14 protein-coding genes are annotated in these 15948 nt (G+C 54.6%); 5 read left to right on the forward strand and 9 right to left on the reverse strand.

Going from position 1 to position 15948, the window contains the following annotated elements; translation table 11 throughout:
* Positions 1 to 4 precede the first annotated feature (4 nt).
* The 4 genes from ACRTGH_RS04610 to ACRTGH_RS04625 form a co-directional block, all read right to left on the reverse strand.
* Positions 5 to 2020 (reverse strand): autotransporter outer membrane beta-barrel domain-containing protein, encoded by a 2016-nt coding sequence (locus ACRTGH_RS04610; RefSeq protein WP_368847818.1) that lies wholly within the window; start codon positions 2018 to 2020, stop codon positions 5 to 7.
* Between the two features lies 1 nt (position 2021).
* Positions 2022 to 2984 (reverse strand): glycosyltransferase family 8 protein, encoded by a 963-nt coding sequence (locus tag ACRTGH_RS04615; protein ID WP_368847819.1) that lies wholly within the window; start codon positions 2982 to 2984, stop codon positions 2022 to 2024.
* Positions 2985 to 3179: 195 nt separating this feature from the next.
* A complete protein-coding gene (locus ACRTGH_RS04620; protein ID WP_368847820.1) occupies positions 3180 to 3776 on the reverse strand; it encodes a two-partner secretion domain-containing protein in 597 nt (198 codons plus the stop codon).
* A gap of 17 nt (positions 3777 to 3793) precedes the next feature.
* A complete protein-coding gene (locus tag ACRTGH_RS04625) occupies positions 3794 to 4606 on the reverse strand; it encodes an ion transporter (RefSeq protein WP_368847821.1) in 813 nt (270 codons plus the stop codon).
* A 412-nt stretch (positions 4607 to 5018) separates the two neighbouring features.
* On the opposite strand from ACRTGH_RS04625, the gene ACRTGH_RS04630 reads away from it, so the two are divergent.
* From ACRTGH_RS04630 to ACRTGH_RS04640, 3 genes are read left to right on the forward strand one after another with little or no spacing between them, the layout of a single operon-like run.
* Positions 5019 to 5747 carry a LytR/AlgR family response regulator transcription factor gene (locus ACRTGH_RS04630; protein WP_368847822.1) on the forward strand — a complete coding sequence of 243 codons (729 nt, stop codon included), beginning with the start codon at positions 5019 to 5021 and terminating at the stop codon, positions 5745 to 5747.
* Positions 5748 to 5757: 10 nt separating this feature from the next.
* Positions 5758 to 7161 carry an ATP-binding protein gene (locus tag ACRTGH_RS04635; RefSeq protein ID WP_368847823.1) on the forward strand — a complete coding sequence of 468 codons (1404 nt, stop codon included), beginning with the start codon at positions 5758 to 5760 and terminating at the stop codon, positions 7159 to 7161.
* Positions 7154 to 8020: a beta-carotene 15,15'-monooxygenase gene (locus ACRTGH_RS04640; RefSeq protein WP_368847824.1), complete on the forward strand. Its 867-nt coding sequence runs from the start codon at positions 7154 to 7156 to the stop codon at positions 8018 to 8020. The genes ACRTGH_RS04635 and ACRTGH_RS04640 overlap by 8 nt, the downstream gene beginning before the upstream one ends.
* A 228-nt stretch (positions 8021 to 8248) precedes the next feature.
* On the opposite strand, the gene ACRTGH_RS04645 is transcribed toward ACRTGH_RS04640, so the two are convergent.
* From ACRTGH_RS04645 to ACRTGH_RS04665, 5 genes are all read right to left on the reverse strand, one after another.
* Entirely contained in the window at positions 8249 to 8635 is a 387-nt protein-coding gene (locus ACRTGH_RS04645; RefSeq protein ID WP_368847825.1) for a desulfoferrodoxin family protein, read from the reverse strand.
* Positions 8636 to 8868: 233 nt separating this feature from the next.
* The gene (locus tag ACRTGH_RS04650; RefSeq protein WP_368847826.1) at positions 8869 to 9807 is read right to left on the reverse strand and encodes a peptidoglycan DD-metalloendopeptidase family protein; all 939 of its coding nucleotides are present in this window, start codon (positions 9805 to 9807) and stop codon (positions 8869 to 8871) included.
* A gap of 69 nt (positions 9808 to 9876) precedes the next feature.
* Positions 9877 to 10389, reverse strand: a complete 513-nt coding sequence (locus tag ACRTGH_RS04655; protein WP_368847827.1) for a DUF4446 family protein — start codon at positions 10387 to 10389, stop codon at positions 9877 to 9879.
* 194 nt (positions 10390 to 10583) lie between these two features.
* Complete coding sequence (locus ACRTGH_RS04660) at positions 10584 to 11798, reverse strand: ParB/RepB/Spo0J family partition protein (RefSeq protein ID WP_368847828.1); 1215 nt, start codon at positions 11796 to 11798, stop codon at positions 10584 to 10586.
* Complete coding sequence (locus ACRTGH_RS04665) at positions 11779 to 12564, reverse strand: ParA family protein (RefSeq protein WP_368847829.1); 786 nt, start codon at positions 12562 to 12564, stop codon at positions 11779 to 11781. Before ACRTGH_RS04665 ends, ACRTGH_RS04660 begins: the two co-directional genes overlap by 20 nt.
* 180 nt (positions 12565 to 12744) lie before the next feature.
* On the opposite strand from ACRTGH_RS04665, the gene ACRTGH_RS04670 reads away from it, so the two are divergent.
* Both ACRTGH_RS04670 and ACRTGH_RS04675 read left to right on the forward strand, forming a co-directional pair.
* Positions 12745 to 13434, forward strand: a complete 690-nt coding sequence (locus ACRTGH_RS04670; RefSeq protein ID WP_368847830.1) for a methionine synthase — start codon at positions 12745 to 12747, stop codon at positions 13432 to 13434.
* An 89-nt stretch (positions 13435 to 13523) separates the two neighbouring features.
* Positions 13524 to 15896, forward strand: coding sequence for a homocysteine S-methyltransferase family protein (locus tag ACRTGH_RS04675; protein ID WP_368847831.1), 2373 nt, complete (start codon positions 13524 to 13526; stop codon positions 15894 to 15896).
* Positions 15897 to 15948: the final 52 nt, after the last annotated feature.

Consider the following 15948-nt stretch of genomic DNA (forward strand, 5'->3'; position numbering starts at 1 on the left):
TTTCTTAGAACTCGATGCGAACACCGAGATTCGCCTTCCATTTCTCACGAATGGCATCCGCGCCCGCCGTACGGCTGAGCTCACCATAGATGTCCGCTCTGCCGACGCGCCGCGCAAAGCCTACGCCGTACTCGAAATAGCTGTCCCGTGCCGTGTAGCTGCGGTCGATGGAGGTCGATCCATACGCCGCGCGCATGTGGAGGTCACCCTTGAACTCATGCAGGATGCCGAGCTTCAGATAGACCGTGCCTTGCTCATCCTCATAGCCAATCTGTGTGCCGACGCGCCCGACGAGGGAGGTGACGGCATCGCTGTCGATGTGTGCGCCCGCCATGCTGCCCGCGCGCATTGTATAGGAAGCGGAGCCGATATGTCCGTAGTTCAGCTCTGCCTGCGGCGTCCAGTAGAAATGATCGCGCAGGGGCATCCGCCGCCCGTATTCGATGGAGATGTTCCAGCCGTTCACGCCGTAGCCGCCCGTGTACGCCGTGCCGTCAAAGACGGCGGTCGCATCATTCGTCATGCGTCCGTATTTCACGATCGCGTCGATGTAGTCGCCGCGCTTTCCCATGTAGCTGCCGTATGCACCGAAGAAATGCGACCGATAGCTGCCGTCGAGATCGCTGTTGCGCGCGCTGCCGTTCATCATCGAGGCGGCGATGCCCGTAAAGAGGGTGCCGTCCTTCAGCGGAACGGCGCGGTCAATGCCGGCCTGTACGCCGCTGTAGCGCCCCGTCGTGGGGTAGCTGCCGAACTCGTTCCTGCCGCCGTAGCCGCGCACCCATGCGCCGGGCTCCCCGCCCGCACGCAGCGCGCCCATGCGCCGATGGAGATCGTTGTTCTCGCCGCGCCATGCGCTCAGCTGAGCGAGCGCCATATCCATGAGGAGGTCAGCCGCGCGCAGCGCAGGGCCGTCTTCCGGAGGCGCCTCCGATATCGTGAGCTTCGTCAGGTACGCGATTTTACTGCTGCCCGACACTTCCTGACGGAGCGTCGGCGTTACGGTGAAGTCCTTGGCCAGCAGCCCCGCCGCAGCGGCTTTCCGCGTGGTGTACGCCGACGCTCTGACCGTATCGCCCGCATTGGACGAACGCAGCACCTCGATGCCGTTCGGGTTCGCAGTCGTAATCTCATAGTTCGCTGTGTCGGCATCGTTCATCGTCGGATCGTAGGCGACCTGCAGCTTGTACTGATTGCTCGCTCCTGTAACGCCGCTCAGTACAACCTTGTCCGCATGGTTATGCGCGAGGTCGGTGGAGATGCGGAAGGCTGCGCCGTTAAGAGACGCTCCCGTATTCGCAAAGGTCAGCGTACGCAAACCCGCACCAGTCCCACGCGCCACGTTCGGCGCGGCAAACGCCATGTCGATCACGCCGCCGTTCGCCGAAAGGTGGAAGCCAAGCGGCTTGTTCGGATCTGACGTCAGACCCGTCTCACCTAAATCAGTAGGAGCTGCGAGCGCATAACTGTCCGCCTTCGGATACCACGTCGCCCCGTTCGAGAGTACGAGACGCACGCCGCCGCGCGTGCTCGGCGGATTACCGGTTACATCTTTAATCCCGCCCGCAAAGTAGGAGTCCCTGCCGCTCAGATAGAGATTGACATAGCCGCCTCTCTCAGAGGTGTTATCGGGTCTGCCAACGAGAATATCGCCGTGCAGCTGCACTCTCTTCGTTCCATTCGGATTGACCGTCAGAATCCCCGTCCAGTCCTCCGTACCATCCCCGTGACTGAGCGCCTCGAGGACATTGCCCGACGGATTGATGATTCTGACGTTCCCCGTGAGGGTTGCCGTACGGTTCGCATGCTGTGACGAAGTATTATCATCGACGCCCTCCACGGTGATCGTTCCGCCCGTTATCTCCACGTCACGCGTCTCTGTCGTATCGGCGGTATAGGTCTGGGACGATGTGATGGGCGCAGCGTGTGCCGCTGCGGGCAGGATGCCCATGCCCAGGGTGAGCGCGAGCGCGGTCTGCGCACGCAGGCGCATCTGTTTCTCTTTTGCATTCGGCTTCATTTCAGTTCTCCTTATCGGTTTTTCCCATGCTGTGCGTATGCTCCAGATAGAACTGCATGAGCCGCTCCGCCGCCGCGTGAAAGTAATGCGCCGCCGCAGGGTAGTCCTCTGCCGCCTCGGCATGACAGCCCGCGAGGTAGGCGATGCGCGTCTCCCACGGCTCGGACGGTGTGAGACCGCGCCACGGCGAGTTGCGTACCACCTGCCAATAAGGCTCACGCACACGCGGGTCGGCGTAGCGAATCCACGGTTTCCCCTCGTTGAGAAAATGCCAGATCGTATGCTCCGCCGCAAAGTCCACATCCCACGGCGCAAAGGCATCCATCAGCCGCACATGACGCTTTTCGAGCACGGCAAAATCCCCGTCCAGAACATAGTTGAGCGCGTCCTGTTCGAGGAGGGGGAACGAGGCGCCATGCGTGCGCCACGCATCGAGGACGCGTGCGGTCAGCTGCATGGAGCGCCACCGCGCGAGGTCGATGAGCATGACGCCCGCGTTGAAGTAGTCCGTCCCCCGCATGCCGATGCGCTGTGCCTTGCGTGCGCTGTCGCCCTCACGGGCAGCGGCGAGCGGTGCCGTGCCGAGGTCGTGCGCGTAGAGGTCGGCGAGCCGCCCGACGCAGAGTGTATCGGCATCGAGATAGAGGATCCGCGTCAGCTCCTGCGGTACCAGCTCCGGCATGAGAATCCGAGTGAATACGCTGCGGTTGATCCGCTCATGCGGAATCCCATTGGGAAATAGAATGGCATCGAGTGCTGCGCGTGCGTCATAGATATGGACATCCGTCCTCGGAAAGGCAGCGCGGAATGCCTGCAGCCGCACGATGTCCGCCTCCGCAATCCCGTCGCAGACAAGATGAAAGCCAATCTCCTCCCCCGCATTCTCCGCGGCAATCGAGGTCATGACGATGCCCGCGTATTTTACATAGCCTGTGTCTACACCAAACGCAATTTCATAGGCCATCTTTTTCCTCCGCTTTACTGATACGAAAGGACTATAAATCCTATCAATATTTTCTCACATCGGAGAGAAATATCAACAAAGTTGGGCACAAGCGCCGAAAGTATGGTATGAACGCAAAAGAGGGAAATCCATGCTTGCGCATGAATTTTCATCTTCATTCGCCTCCCTGCACATTGATCTTCTTCGTTATATTTATCACTTCCTCGCAGAAAAGCAGCTCCCTTCTCTTTCATAATAGAAGGGGACTGCTGTCTGTCGGCTGCCATTTCGCTTGTTTTTGCAGCCGAATCGTGTGCTCTCAGCGGTCGCAGAGAGCGGGCTTGTGCCGTTTGTCTTGAATGTGCTCGTCGCCGCCGCAATGTCAGCGGGGTTCGCCGTCGAGAGGTAGAGTGCGCCCGTATTGACCTGCGAGCCTGCGGCGAAGAGAATGCCGTGCGGGTTCACGAGGTAGACGTTCCTGCCGCCCTCGATCGTGCCGTAGATGTTCGATGCGCCCTCGCCTGTGACGAGGTTCAGATAGTCGCGCGTCTGCGCTCCGCCGTCAAAGCGCACCTTCTCGCCCGAGTCGATGGAGAAGTCCTCCCAGCGGAGGATGTTGTGCTGAGTCTTGCCCACGATGTCCATGACCGCGCCGCCCGTTGAAATATTCGCCTCTCCTGCGTTCGTCGCTGCGTTCGCGCCCTCAATGGGGAGAGCATACGCCGTCTGTGCGGCAAAGGGGGCGGCAACGATGCCTGCGAAAAGGGCACAGGCGACGGCGCGATACAGCTGCTTTGCATGATGATGTTTCATTTGACTCATCCTTTCTATTAGGAAACCCTTCTTGCGTTTAACAATGCTTCGATTTGCTCAAGGTGTTCACGGATCTCTGCTTCTATCTCATCGGCTTCGCGCACCTCGGAAGGTGCGTTTTCTGCCGCATCGGCCGCCTGTTTCTGTTTGACCGCTTCTGAAATGGTGCCGACCGCTTCGACCACGATGCCCACCATGACATTCAAGAGCGTAATGGCAGTAAGAAGGATGAACACCAAAAAGTATACCCACGCATAAGAGTACGTTGCCATAATCGGCCTTGCCACGGCGGTCGCCCATGATTCAAAGGTCATCACCTGGAACAGGGTAAACATGGAGCCGCCGATGTCCCCGAACAGCTCGGGGAACACATCGCCATACATCGTGCTGCCGAAAACCGCAAAGATATAAAATACAATGAAGAGCAGCAGCAGCGCCCACGTCATGCTGGGAATCGCCTTGAGCATGGACGATACGAGGATCTGCAGTTCAGGGAACTCCGCGAGTGCCTTGAGCAATCGGAAGATACGGAAGGCTCGTATGACCGAAATACTGGAGGAAATAAAGGCGATGGAGCTGAGGACAATGACGAAATCAAAGATATTCCAGCCGTCCGACCAGAATTTCCGCCGATACACCAGCAGCTTGGCGATCAATTCTATGGTGAAGATCACCAGACAGGCTTTGTCGATCGCTTCCAGAAACAAGACTTCTTCAGCGGACAGCGCCCGATTCGTCAATATGCCCAATACTGCGGCATTGAGGAGGATGACAAAAGTGATGATCTTTTGCGTATGCTTCCAATGAAGCGCTTTTTCCAGTACGTTCATAATCCTTCCATTCTGCCGCTGTCGCCGGCGGCACAGACAGAGATCAAGGGAGGTGCTACTCTCCTTTGTCCCATACAGTCTCCTTCATTAAGACCAAAGGCCTTTTCTTTATTATTTTCTCACATTTATACGAAATAGCAATAAAAGTTGGTATGAACGCCGAAAGTATGGTATGAACGCAAGAAGATGCCAAACCTGCTTGCAAATATGTATGGATTTCCCTAGAATATTATTGGGAAGCACTGATACATTCAGCTTGCGTCTCTTGGCGCATCTTTTTCGCCCTCTTTGCCTCGACAAATCCTCCACATAGCCTTTGCTATGCGTCCGGTTTGTCTCCTTGATAGGGTAAAAAATCTACACCAATCTGACAGACTTCATTTTATCAGCGATTCCCCAGGGAGGTCATACGATGAATATTGCTGTACTGGACGATATGCCGGAGGATCTGGACCGGCTCTGCAGGCTTCTCGAAAGCGTCTGCGCCGAGCATACGCCGCGCCCCGTGATTCGCGCGTTCACGGACGACAAGAAGTTTCTCGCGCACATGTCCGCCGCACGCGCCGACATTGTCTTTCTCGACATCTATCTGGGGGAGCGTACGGGGATTCAAACGGCGCAGGTTCTGCGCTCATTCAATACAAGCTGTGCGATTATCTTCGTGACGACGAGCCGCGATCATGCAGTGGAAGCGTTCGGTGTGACGGCGGCGCACTACCTCATCAAGCCCGTGACGGAGGCGGGCGTCCGCGAGGCGCTGGCGCGTACGCCTTTTTTCAAGAAGGAGCGCCCGACGATTCCGCTCACGATCGAATACACGGAGCAGCGCATACCGATCGAGCACATCCGCTATGTCGATGCCGACGGGCGTCGCTGCTCCTTTCATCTGGCGGACGGCACGACGCTCTCTCCCTATATGACGCTCGCCCGCGCACGGGAACTGCTCGGGGCGATGCCGATGTTCCTTTCCTGTCACCGCAGTCTGCTGGTCAATATGGACTACATCCATCAACTGACGCCGGACGGCATTTTGCTCTCGGACGGCACACTCCTGCCGATCGCAACGCGCCGTACGAGCGAGGTCGAGCGCAGCTACCGCGCCTATATGCTGCAGAAGATGCGTGCAGGGTTTATGTCATAGGAGAAGATTCATGCACTCATCACCGATAATCGAACTCATGCAGTATCCGCTTGCCGTACCGCTGGTAACGCTGCTGTATACGGCGGTTCACATCCTACCCGTCAATCTGGTCCGTCTCTATATCTTTCGCCGCTATCTGCGTTTTGCTCCGCTGCCGATCATTGCGGGGCTGCTTCTGCTCACGGGGATAGAGGCTGCCATCCAGATCGAGGCTGTCACGGTCTTTTCGCGGCGCATCGCCTTTCCGTTTCTCTTTTTTATCTTCTTCTATCTGCTCGCGATGACGCGCGTGCCGATCGGCAAGCAGATCTGCATTCTCATTCCCCCGGGGCTCATCTGGTTTGCCATGCAGACGGTGATTTATGCCGTAGAGGATGGCTATCCGGTCTTTGATGTGCCGTTTCTGCTCTCGGGGCTTTGCATGATTGCCTGCCTCCCCATCGCTGTGCCGCTCTTTCTTTACTATGGGCGCACGATCGCCGAACCTCTCCTTGCGGACGATTCCTTTGATGCGGTATGGACGCCGCTCGCGTGGCTGGGTATCCTGATTCTCGCGCTCACGATCCTGCTCTCGCCGTTCAATGATCTGCGGACACATACGGCTCTCTTCGTTCGTCTGAGCGGGGCGGTCGGCGGCTTCTGCTGCATCGGCCTGGCGCTCTATGCCATGAATGCGCGGCTGCGTCAGCGTGTGCTGCGCGAACAGGTCGCACGCGAGGCGGAGATGGCGGCGATCACGCGGCAGAATACGGCGCAGATAGAGGAAAACGACCGCACGACACGCGCGTTTCGCACGCAGTTCACGGAGATGATCGCCGCGGCACAAAAGCTGCTCGCACGGGGGGATCTTGCGGGCGTCGAGCGGCTGATGGGCACAGCTGCATCTGCGATTCAGACGCACTACGCGCCCGTCTGTGCGAATGAGACGGTAAACATTCTCATCGGCCATTGGCAGCCGATCTTTGCGCGGCTCGGCGTGCAGACGGAGTACCGCATCGACCTCGGCGCGGAAAATCCCATTGACCCACTCGATCTGACGGCGATCCTCGGCAATCTGCTCGCCAACGCCGCCGAAACACTGGAGCGCCTTGCGCCCGACGCCCCGCGTCTCCTGCGGCTCGCGCTCGTCCACCAGGGGGACATGCTCTTTCTGACGGTGGACAACAGCTATGACGGAGAGCTGCACTACGATGCGGACGGCCATCTGCTCTCTGCGAAGCGCAGCAATGCCGAGCGCGGCATCGGCATGGAGAGCATCCGCACGAGTCTGGCGCACTATGACGGCACGATGGAGATTTCGCCGGAGGACGATCTCTTCGCTGTTTCGATTGTGCTTCGGGCGACAAAGGACAGAGCGGCAAACGTCACGCCGTTGCGTACGGACGGCTGCGGGGAGGAGAAACATCATGACTGATGCAGAGATTCGGCTGCTCTACACGTTCGTGTGTGTGCCGCCCTTTGACCTGCTCGTTTTCTATGTTTTTCGCGATCGGCTGCGCTTTGCGCAGCGCTATGTCGTCTGCGCCTATATGCTCGTGCTCGCGCTGACACAGGCCGCACAGATGTCCTTGCCGCTCGATATGTCTATGATCGCACTTCTCTGCCGCCCGCTCGCCCTCTTCTATATGCTCCTCTCAATCCGCGATCAGCCGCTGCGAGTACTCTCGATCGCCCTGCTCGTCTATCCGCTGCTGATGCTTGCGGGAACACTCGGGACGATGGCAGAGTTTTTCTTTGGCGCAGGACTGCCGCCGGGACTGTGGAAATGTCTGCTCATCCCCATGATGTTCCTCCTCATCCTGCCCGCCGCGCTGCATACGAACCGCCATCTGCTCGCACCGATGCTGCAGGTGGATGATCGGCGGCTCTGGCTCTATCTCTGCGGCTATGAGGTGATCCTCGTCGCGCTCGCCGTCGCCGCTGATCCGGCGAATACGTCGGTGCAGCCGACGATCCTCGCTGCGCGGCTCTTGCTCCCGCTCGCGCTCGTCCAGTATCTGCGCGTATCCACTCTCCTCACGCGCTATGCAGAGAAGGGAAATGCTCTGCATCAGCAGCAGCTTCACGAGCAGATGATTCGCACGTCCGAGGAGGCGCGCTATCAGATGATGCTCTCCCTCTGGCGCAGCTCGCGCCGTATGCGCCACGATCTCAGACACCACATGACGGTGATCGCGCAGCTCGCGCATGAGGCGAGCCGCGAACGCCTTGCTGCATATCTCGATAATCTCGCGGAGCAGTTCGCGAAGCAGAAGGCAGAGGAACACAAATAAAAATAGAAAGTGACCGATCCTTGTAGGAACGCTATAAAAAGACCGCCGCATATCAAACGATGCGGCGGTCTTAGCGTCCAAAATCTTATCATCGGTCACGGCGTAAGGTTCCTTGAAGCAATGAAAGCCATCGCTGTCCTATGAGCTGATTCCATACGACCCTCTTCCAATTTCTTCTCTGCGAATTTCTCCATCCGTTCACACATGGTATTCATTTTTCACAAGTTTTCAAATATCCGCTTTCCAAAGCCCATGCAGATTGCAATAAGCCAGAACTGCTGCGGGCTCATCCCCGGGGGCCAGCAGGAAAGTCACCGCAGGGGCTTCACCGGGAAGCAGATGACAGATCTGTGCACCCTTCTTCGTCTGCAGGTGGATCCACTCGATGAAGTGCTCCTCGACCATCGGATGCGCCACGGAACCGACCTGCACCGTGACCTTACCGGCAGCCTTGTCGTACTGCACTTCCGGCACATGTTTCTCCTGCGCTGCATCCGTCGTATTCGCCTTGAGTTCCGTCAAAGGCTCGCCGTTACAGGACAAAGCACCGCCGCCGTCGTTGATGAGACCAATGATATCGCCTGTCTTTCTACAGATAAAAAATCTCTTCGCCATAATATTTCCTCCTTTTTGAAAATACACTTCTTTTCGTATTGTAGCATATCACGGAGAGAAATGCACCCTATCAATTTTCCCACAGCTCCATATTCGCCACTTGATTCAAATCGATCTGAGAGAAAATATAACGGAAGCTTCCTGCCGATACCGATCCCATATTCATGAAATCCTCTCGGAGATACCAAAAGCCGCATCCCTTGACCGGATGCGGCTTTTGGTATCTCTTTTTTTCATAGATAAGGCGCCGGGTTTACTGGCTGTCCATTGATCCGTACCTCGTAATGAACATGCGGTCCTGTTGAAAAGCCCGTGCTGCCCATATAGGCAATGACTTGGCCGCGGCGCACATACTGGCCGGTGCTGACAGCAACTGCCTGTGCATGACCATAACGCGTCATGATACCATTTCCATGGTCAATGTCGACTTTATTTCCATAGCCGCCGGAGTTCCAGCCTGCATCGGTAACAATACCGTCTGCCGTCGCCACAATCGGTGTGCCGAAATCATTTGCTATATCAATGCCCGGATGGAAGTCCGTTCCATTCCAGCGCAAACCGAACGGGGAGCTGACAACGCCGCGCGCCGGCCACATCGAGGGAACCGTCATGGATGTCCCACTGATACCAAAGGAAGCGCCATACGGCAAGAGAGCACTGAATTCCTGCTGCTGCACTTGCAAAGCCTGCTTGAGCTGCTGCAGGCTCGCCCGACGTACCGCCAGCCTTTTTTCCAAATCATTGAGGACGGCATCCACATTTTGTACATTTGGTTCGGTATAGGGCCCGCCTTGTCCATCGTTTGCAGAGGAAGCGGCATCCGACTCTGCATCCTGCTGGGCTGTTCCCGTACCCGATATGCGGCGCAATTCGTTTTCCATCTGCGTGAGCTCATCGATTTCCGTCTGCAAATTATTCGCCTTGCGGGAAAGCTGCAGAAGCTGCTCTTGCTGAATATTGCTGACCTGCCGCAGTTTCTCCATTTCCGTTTCATCATTCTTGACAACCAATGTATTGTAGATTGAATAGGAGAAGGCTGCAACGAACAGCAAAAGAACTGCCGCAAACGATATGATACCAATCTTCGCCATCTTCATGGACAAATGAATCGTATGCACCGTATCGCCCGCATCAGGCACAATCTTGATCGTAAATCCTTTTTTATTCTCCAAAGTCCATCCTCCAAACTGCAAGGCAAAAAACAACCTTTAAGAGCAGGACTGCGGCCATCATGATTGGTATCAATCAACCCGTACGCTCATCGCCTTGTCAAGTGCCTCGGCTTCTTCCCGGGTAAGTTTATAAGTGGAACGTCCGGCCTCGATCGGCTTGACATAGCTTCGTGAATCCTCCCGCGCGAAAATGCTCGAAAAAAGAACCCCGTTGTTATGTGCATCCAGCATTGCAACGGCATAACTCAGATCACTGCCCATATCGGCAAATGCGCTGAAGCGTACAATCCCTATGCGTGTTGTGGCCGTCTGCAGGATCTTATCGAGGCGCTTGTTTTCCTGCTTGATTTGCTTGCTCTCTTCGGCAACACCTTTCATCTCATTGATATGGCCTATGAGCATGCGCTCCAGGTTCGCCCCTTCCACACCTGTCATCATCTGTCGATAGCGGCTCTTCATCTTCGATACGCTGTACATCAGATAAATCACCGTGACGAGCAGGATGATGACTAGAAGCATCAAGAATACAATAAGAAAGGTTTCGTTTTTTTCTAGGAAATCAGCCAACAGTTTTGAATCCATCCAAATCATTTCTCCTCTTTCTCTGGTTCGATATAAAATGCGCAGAAGCACGCTTCACATCAAGGCTATTGTAGCACAAAATCCCCAGAAACAACACCTTTTTTTTAATAGGGAAATCCAAACCATCTTATTGGAAACAACCCTTTCTGCTCATAAAAACAGGGGGATGTTTCACGTGAAACATCCCCCTGTACTCAAACGATAAAATTACTTCCTGACGAAAATTGGCGCAGCGCTGCTTTCCGATCCTCAAGCATCTTGCTCTTCTGCTCAAGCAAAGAAGCAAGGATCCGGTTCAAATCATCCTCGGATGAAAAATCAATCTCTATACGGCGTTTCTTTCCCTGCGTCCGAATGCGTACCTGTGTCCCAAAGAACATCTTGAGCTTATCCTCTGCTTCCTGCAGAAATATAGTCTGCGATTCCACGGGAGTTTCCGCATCCTTTGGTTCTTTTGTTTCTTTTGTTTCTTTTTGCATACGTTTGACAAGCTCTTCAGCCTGCCTCGCCGAATATTCGCGCGTCATGATGATGTCCGCCACTTCACGCTGCAGGGTAGGATCTTCTAACCCCAGAAGCGGCCTTGCCTGCCCCATCGTCAAACTGCCGTTGGCCAGATACTCCCGGACATGCGATTCAAGCTTCAAAAGGCGAACCATATTCGCGATATGTGAGCGGCTGCGTCCCACACGTTCCGCCAAAACCTCCTGTGTGATACCAAACGTCTGCATAAGATTTTGGTAGGCCGCTGCCTCCTCAATGGCATTGAGATCTTCACGCTGCAAATTTTCAATCAAGGAAATCTCTGAAGTGGCCGCATCGCTCAATGGACGCACGAGAGCAGGAATCTCTGTCAGACCGGCCATTTTTGCCGCGCGAAGCCGACGCTCGCCTGCAATCAATTCATAGCCTTGGTCTGCAGGAAGCTGGCGCACGAGAATCGGCTGAAGAACTCCATGCTGCAAAATGGATTCCTTCAGTTCCTCAAGAGCGCTTTCATCAAATTCACGGCGCGGTTGATACCGATTTGCACGAATCTGTACAACTGCTATAGACTGCAGTATCGTATCGCGGATTTCTGATACCGATTCTTTCGCCGCCTTTTTCTTCCCTTCACTTCCCTCCGTTCCCTTTCCGGAAATGGAATTTAACCCCTCCGGCTGTCCTTTTTCTATCGCTTCAGCAACGGGTTCATCTATGGACGTTCGGCCTTTTCCGGTATTTTTGGTATCTCCTTGTTTTTCTGCTGCTCCGGATGCTTCCATCGTCGCCGGGCTATCAACATTATCCGGGGTCACTAAATTGGTATCAGCATCTTGTAAAGACGCTTCTCCTCCGGATATCGTTTTAGAGTTGCCGAAGAGCGCGCCAAGGCCTTTTCCCAACGCTTTATGCTTTCTGGCTGTCACGCTCGATTACCTCCTTTGCCAGATCCATATAGACCATGGCTCCTTTACAACTACTGTCATAAGCAATAATGGGCTGTCCGTAAGAGGGCGCCTCGCTCAGTCGTACTGTGCGCGGTATGAGGGTTCGATATACCTTGCTGCCAAAATGCGTCCGCACCTCTTCTGCCACCTGCACGGAAAGGTTCGTTCTTGAATCAAACATCGTAAGAAGAACGCCTTCTATTTCCAGAGCAGGATTTAGATTCGTCTGCACAAGCGTCATCGTATTCACAAGTTGAGCCAAACCTTCCAGAGCATAAAACTCACATTGGATTGGCATCAAAACGGTATCAGCTGCCGTCAAGGCATTGAGCGTCAGAAGACCCAAGGACGGAGGGCAGTCAATGAGGATAAAATCATACTTGTCCTTTACGGTATCAAGTGAACGCTTCAACCGGTTTTCACGCGAAATCGCCGCTACCAGTTCGATTTCCGCCCCTGCCAATTCAATATTTGCCGGCAGGACATCTACATCGTAACCTGTATGAAGCATTACCTTGTCTATGGGAATATTATCGATCAATACCTGATAGATCGTTGTTTCTAAATCCGATTTATTGATACCAAACCCACTGGTCGCATTGCCCTGCGGGTCGGAGTCGATGAGCAAAACACGCTTGCCAAGTGCAGCAAGGCCAGCGCTCAAATTCACCGATGTCGTCGTCTTTCCTACGCCGCCTTTTTGGTTGGCGACCGCTATGATTTTCGCCACGTTCTTTTCCTCCATATGCTTTTCTTTCTTTATTATAGCATGATATACTGATAGGGGGAAGTGCACGGGAAAGAAGCGGGGATTCCCCTTGAGTATCAGCAATTTTCCGCTTGCTTCCAACATATCCTATTGCTACAATATGGTATATGATATATTTGATGTTTCACGTGAAACATCCTGAAAGAAGGAATATTCATGCCCGTTTATAATACGGTACTGCTCGATATCGATCCAAAAGAAACACGCCGTTATGCGGGTTTGCGCAAAGCAGAAAACTTTGATGAAAAGCTCATCGAGGAGGCCTGTCTTGAAGCACGCTTGCTGGCAAATCCACGCGGCATATGGCAAATGTATGACTATGACGCCGCAACACAGACAGTTCTTTCCGATCCGCCCTTTTCCATCAAAGGAGAGGTCATCGGCAAACATCTTGAAAAATCGGAGAAGGTGATCATCCTTTCTGCGAGTGTGGGAGATGCCATTGAAGAGCATGTAACCCAATACTTCAAGGACGGTCGTTACGCCTATTCCGTTTTGCTCGACGCAGCTGCAACAGCAGCCGTCGAACAGATTGCCGATACAATGGAAAAAGCGATTGAACCAAAAGTTGCCAAAGAAGGCTATAGTATGCGCTGGCGCTTCAGCCCCGGTTATGGCGATTGGCCTTTGGAGCAGCAGCCGGAAATGGTTCGCGTGGCCAAAAGCGCACAGATTGGTGTCAACGTAAGCGACGCCTCGATGCTCGTGCCGCGCAAATCCATCACAGCCATCATTGGCCTCGTCCCGCAAAACAATGAAACAGCGCCGCATACGCCAAACGGATGTGCCGCCTGCAGCAAAATCGACTGCCCATCACGCAAGGATGTTCCAAAACCTTCTATGTGATTTTAGCTGCCCTCTTCACTCGCATTTATTAGTGATACCAATGATACCAATGATACCAATCACGATACCGTTTCATAGGAGGATTACGAATGATTCATATTTTTGACGGCGCCATGGGAACGATGCTCCAGGAAGGGGGCCTGAAGCCAGGCGGCTGCCCTGAACTGATGAATATCGAACAGCCTGACGTCGTAAAAAAAATCCACGAGGCATATATCGCCGCCGGAGCCACGATGATCGAAACAAACACTTTCGGAGCTTCTGCCCTGAAGCTTGACCACTATGGTTTGCAGGACCGCGTGGAGGAACTCAACCATGCGGCTGTCAAACTCGCGCGTGAGGTCTCCGAAGGACGCGCTAAAGTTGTCGGCTCCTTGGGGCCTACAGGCCGTTTCGTCGAACCGCTTGGCGACCTCGGGTTTGAGGAAGCATACAATTCCTTTTTCCAGCAGGCAAAGGCACTGGCTGACGCAGGAGCCGATTATCTCATCTTCGAGACGTGCATAGACATCCAGGAAATGCGCGCCGGCCTTCTGGCCGCCAAAGATGCAACGAAACTGCCCATCATCTGCCAGTTATCCTATAGTGAGGACGGCCGTTCCGTCACGGGAAGCGATCCCCAGACGACTGCCATCACCTTGGAAGCGATGGGCGCTGATATCATCGGCGTCAATTGTTCCCTCGGACCCGAGCAGCTCGTCCCCATTGTCCAAGCTCTCGCCGACAACTGTACCGTCCCCATCAGCGTACTGCCAAATGCCGGCATGCCTCGCCTTGAAAACGGCAAGACGCTTTTCCCCATGGGGCCGGAAGAATTTGCCGGCTGGGGACCGAAGCTCGTCGCAGCCGGAGCAACCTATATCGGCGGCTGCTGCGGCACAACGCCCGCTCATATCGAGGCCTTGAGCAAAGCCGTCAAAAATCTGCCAGAGGCAGAACGCAAACCTCGTGATACACGATTGCGCCTTACAAGCCGCAGCAAAACCATCATCATCGACAAAGATCTGCCGACCGTACTCATCGGTGAACGCATCAACCCAACGGGACGTAAAAAACTTGCAGAAGAAATACGAGACGGCTCCCTTTTTTCTGTAAAGCGTGAAGCCATCGACCAGGTACGCGCCGGAGCAAAGCTGCTCGATGTCAACATGGGCGTCGGCGGCATAGACCAAGTCAAAGCAATGCAGGATGCCATTCGTGAAGTCTCACAGATTACAGACGCACCGCTCGCGATTGATACCAGTGATACCAATTCACTTGAGGCAGGCCTGCGGGCTTATCCCGGACGCGCCTTGATCAATTCGGTCAGCGCAGAAACAGAACGCATTGAAACCTTCCTGCCCTTGGCCAAAAAATATGGTGCGGCGATCCTCTGCCTGCCCATTACAGAAGATGGCGTTCCTAAAACAGCCAAAGATCGTGTTTCGGCAATCAATGGTATCATTACAGAGGCAAAAAAGCACGGTCTCAAAGACGGTGACTTTCTGCTCGACAGTCTCGTTATGACAATTTCCGCCGACCAGAACGCCTGCCTGGAAGTTCTCGAAACCTTGCGCCTCTATCGTGAACGCTTCGGCTATCCTGCCACGATGGGACTTTCTAACGTGTCCTTCGGCCTGCCGAACCGCCCCTTGATCAACAGCACCTTCTTTGCCATGTGCCTTGCCGCCGGCCTTGACGCGCCGATTATGAATCCTTACGACGAAAAGATGCAGCAAGCCCTGATGGCAAGTGCTGCACTTCTCGGCAAAGATCCGCGCGGCATTGACTTCAGCCGCAATGAAGTGAACATCAACACTCCTAAAGCTGCCGCAACAGCAAAGCCGGTGGAAGGCGATGTACTGGCCGCCATCAAGCAAGCTGTTATTGACGGCGCTTCCGAAGGAATTGCTGTCCTGACGGAGCAGGCGATACGAAAAGGTCATTCCTCAAACGAGATTACGGAAAAGGCCTTGACAGCTGCCATGAACGATATCGGCGTCGACTTCGGCGCGGGGCGCATGTTCCTGCCGCAAGTCCTTCTCTCCGCCGAAGCCATGCGCGCATCTTTCAAAAAAATAAAGGAACTCCTGCCGAGCCAGCAGGAGGCCGATAAAGGAACCGTCGTCATGGCAACCGTCAAGGGCGATGTCCATGACCTCGGCAAAAACATCGTCTCCGCATTGCTCTCGAACAGCGGCTTCAAACTCATCGATCTTGGCAAGGATGTCGATGCTGATACCATTGTGCGCACCGCCCTCGAAAAGGAAGCCGATATCGTCGGTCTCAGCGCCTTGATGACAACGACCATGACGCAGATCGACAAGGTCATAAAGAAGCTGCGCGAAGCGGGCAGCGAGGCGCGCGTCATTGTCGGCGGCGCTGCTGTCACCAAGGATTACGCCACTTCTGCCGGCGCTGACGCTTATGCCGATGACGGTGTAAGTGCTGTAAAGATTGCGAAGGAATTTGTCGGTGCATAATTCAATATTGCTCTGCCAATGTTTCACGTGAAACATTGGCAGCCGAAAAAGA

It is taken from the genome of Selenomonas oralis, from assembly GCF_051603425.1.
Taxonomy (GTDB): domain Bacteria; phylum Bacillota; class Negativicutes; order Selenomonadales; family Selenomonadaceae; genus Selenomonas; species Selenomonas sputigena_A.

Bases quoted from the DNA above. Each gene is read 5' to 3' on its own strand.
- ACRTGH_RS04610 (WP_368847818.1), bottom strand. From the start codon at position 2,020: ATGAAGCCGAATGCAAAAGAGAAACAGATGCGCCTGCGTGCGCAGACC.
- ACRTGH_RS04615 (WP_368847819.1), bottom strand. From the start codon at position 2,984: ATGGCCTATGAAATTGCGTTTGGTGTAGACACAGGCTATGTAAAATAC.
- ACRTGH_RS04620 (WP_368847820.1), bottom strand. From the start codon at position 3,776: ATGAAACATCATCATGCAAAGCAGCTGTATCGCGCCGTCGCCTGTGCC.
- ACRTGH_RS04625 (WP_368847821.1), bottom strand. From the start codon at position 4,606: ATGAACGTACTGGAAAAAGCGCTTCATTGGAAGCATACGCAAAAGATC.
- ACRTGH_RS04630 (WP_368847822.1), top strand. From the start codon at position 5,019: ATGAATATTGCTGTACTGGACGATATGCCGGAGGATCTGGACCGGCTC.
- ACRTGH_RS04635 (WP_368847823.1), top strand. From the start codon at position 5,758: ATGCACTCATCACCGATAATCGAACTCATGCAGTATCCGCTTGCCGTA.
- ACRTGH_RS04640 (WP_368847824.1), top strand. From the start codon at position 7,154: ATGACTGATGCAGAGATTCGGCTGCTCTACACGTTCGTGTGTGTGCCG.
- ACRTGH_RS04645 (WP_368847825.1), bottom strand. From the start codon at position 8,635: ATGGCGAAGAGATTTTTTATCTGTAGAAAGACAGGCGATATCATTGGT.
- ACRTGH_RS04655 (WP_368847827.1), bottom strand. From the start codon at position 10,389: ATGGATTCAAAACTGTTGGCTGATTTCCTAGAAAAAAACGAAACCTTT.
- ACRTGH_RS04665 (WP_368847829.1), bottom strand. From the start codon at position 12,564: ATGGAGGAAAAGAACGTGGCGAAAATCATAGCGGTCGCCAACCAAAAA.
- ACRTGH_RS04670 (WP_368847830.1), top strand. From the start codon at position 12,745: ATGCCCGTTTATAATACGGTACTGCTCGATATCGATCCAAAAGAAACA.
- ACRTGH_RS04675 (WP_368847831.1), top strand. From the start codon at position 13,524: ATGATTCATATTTTTGACGGCGCCATGGGAACGATGCTCCAGGAAGGG.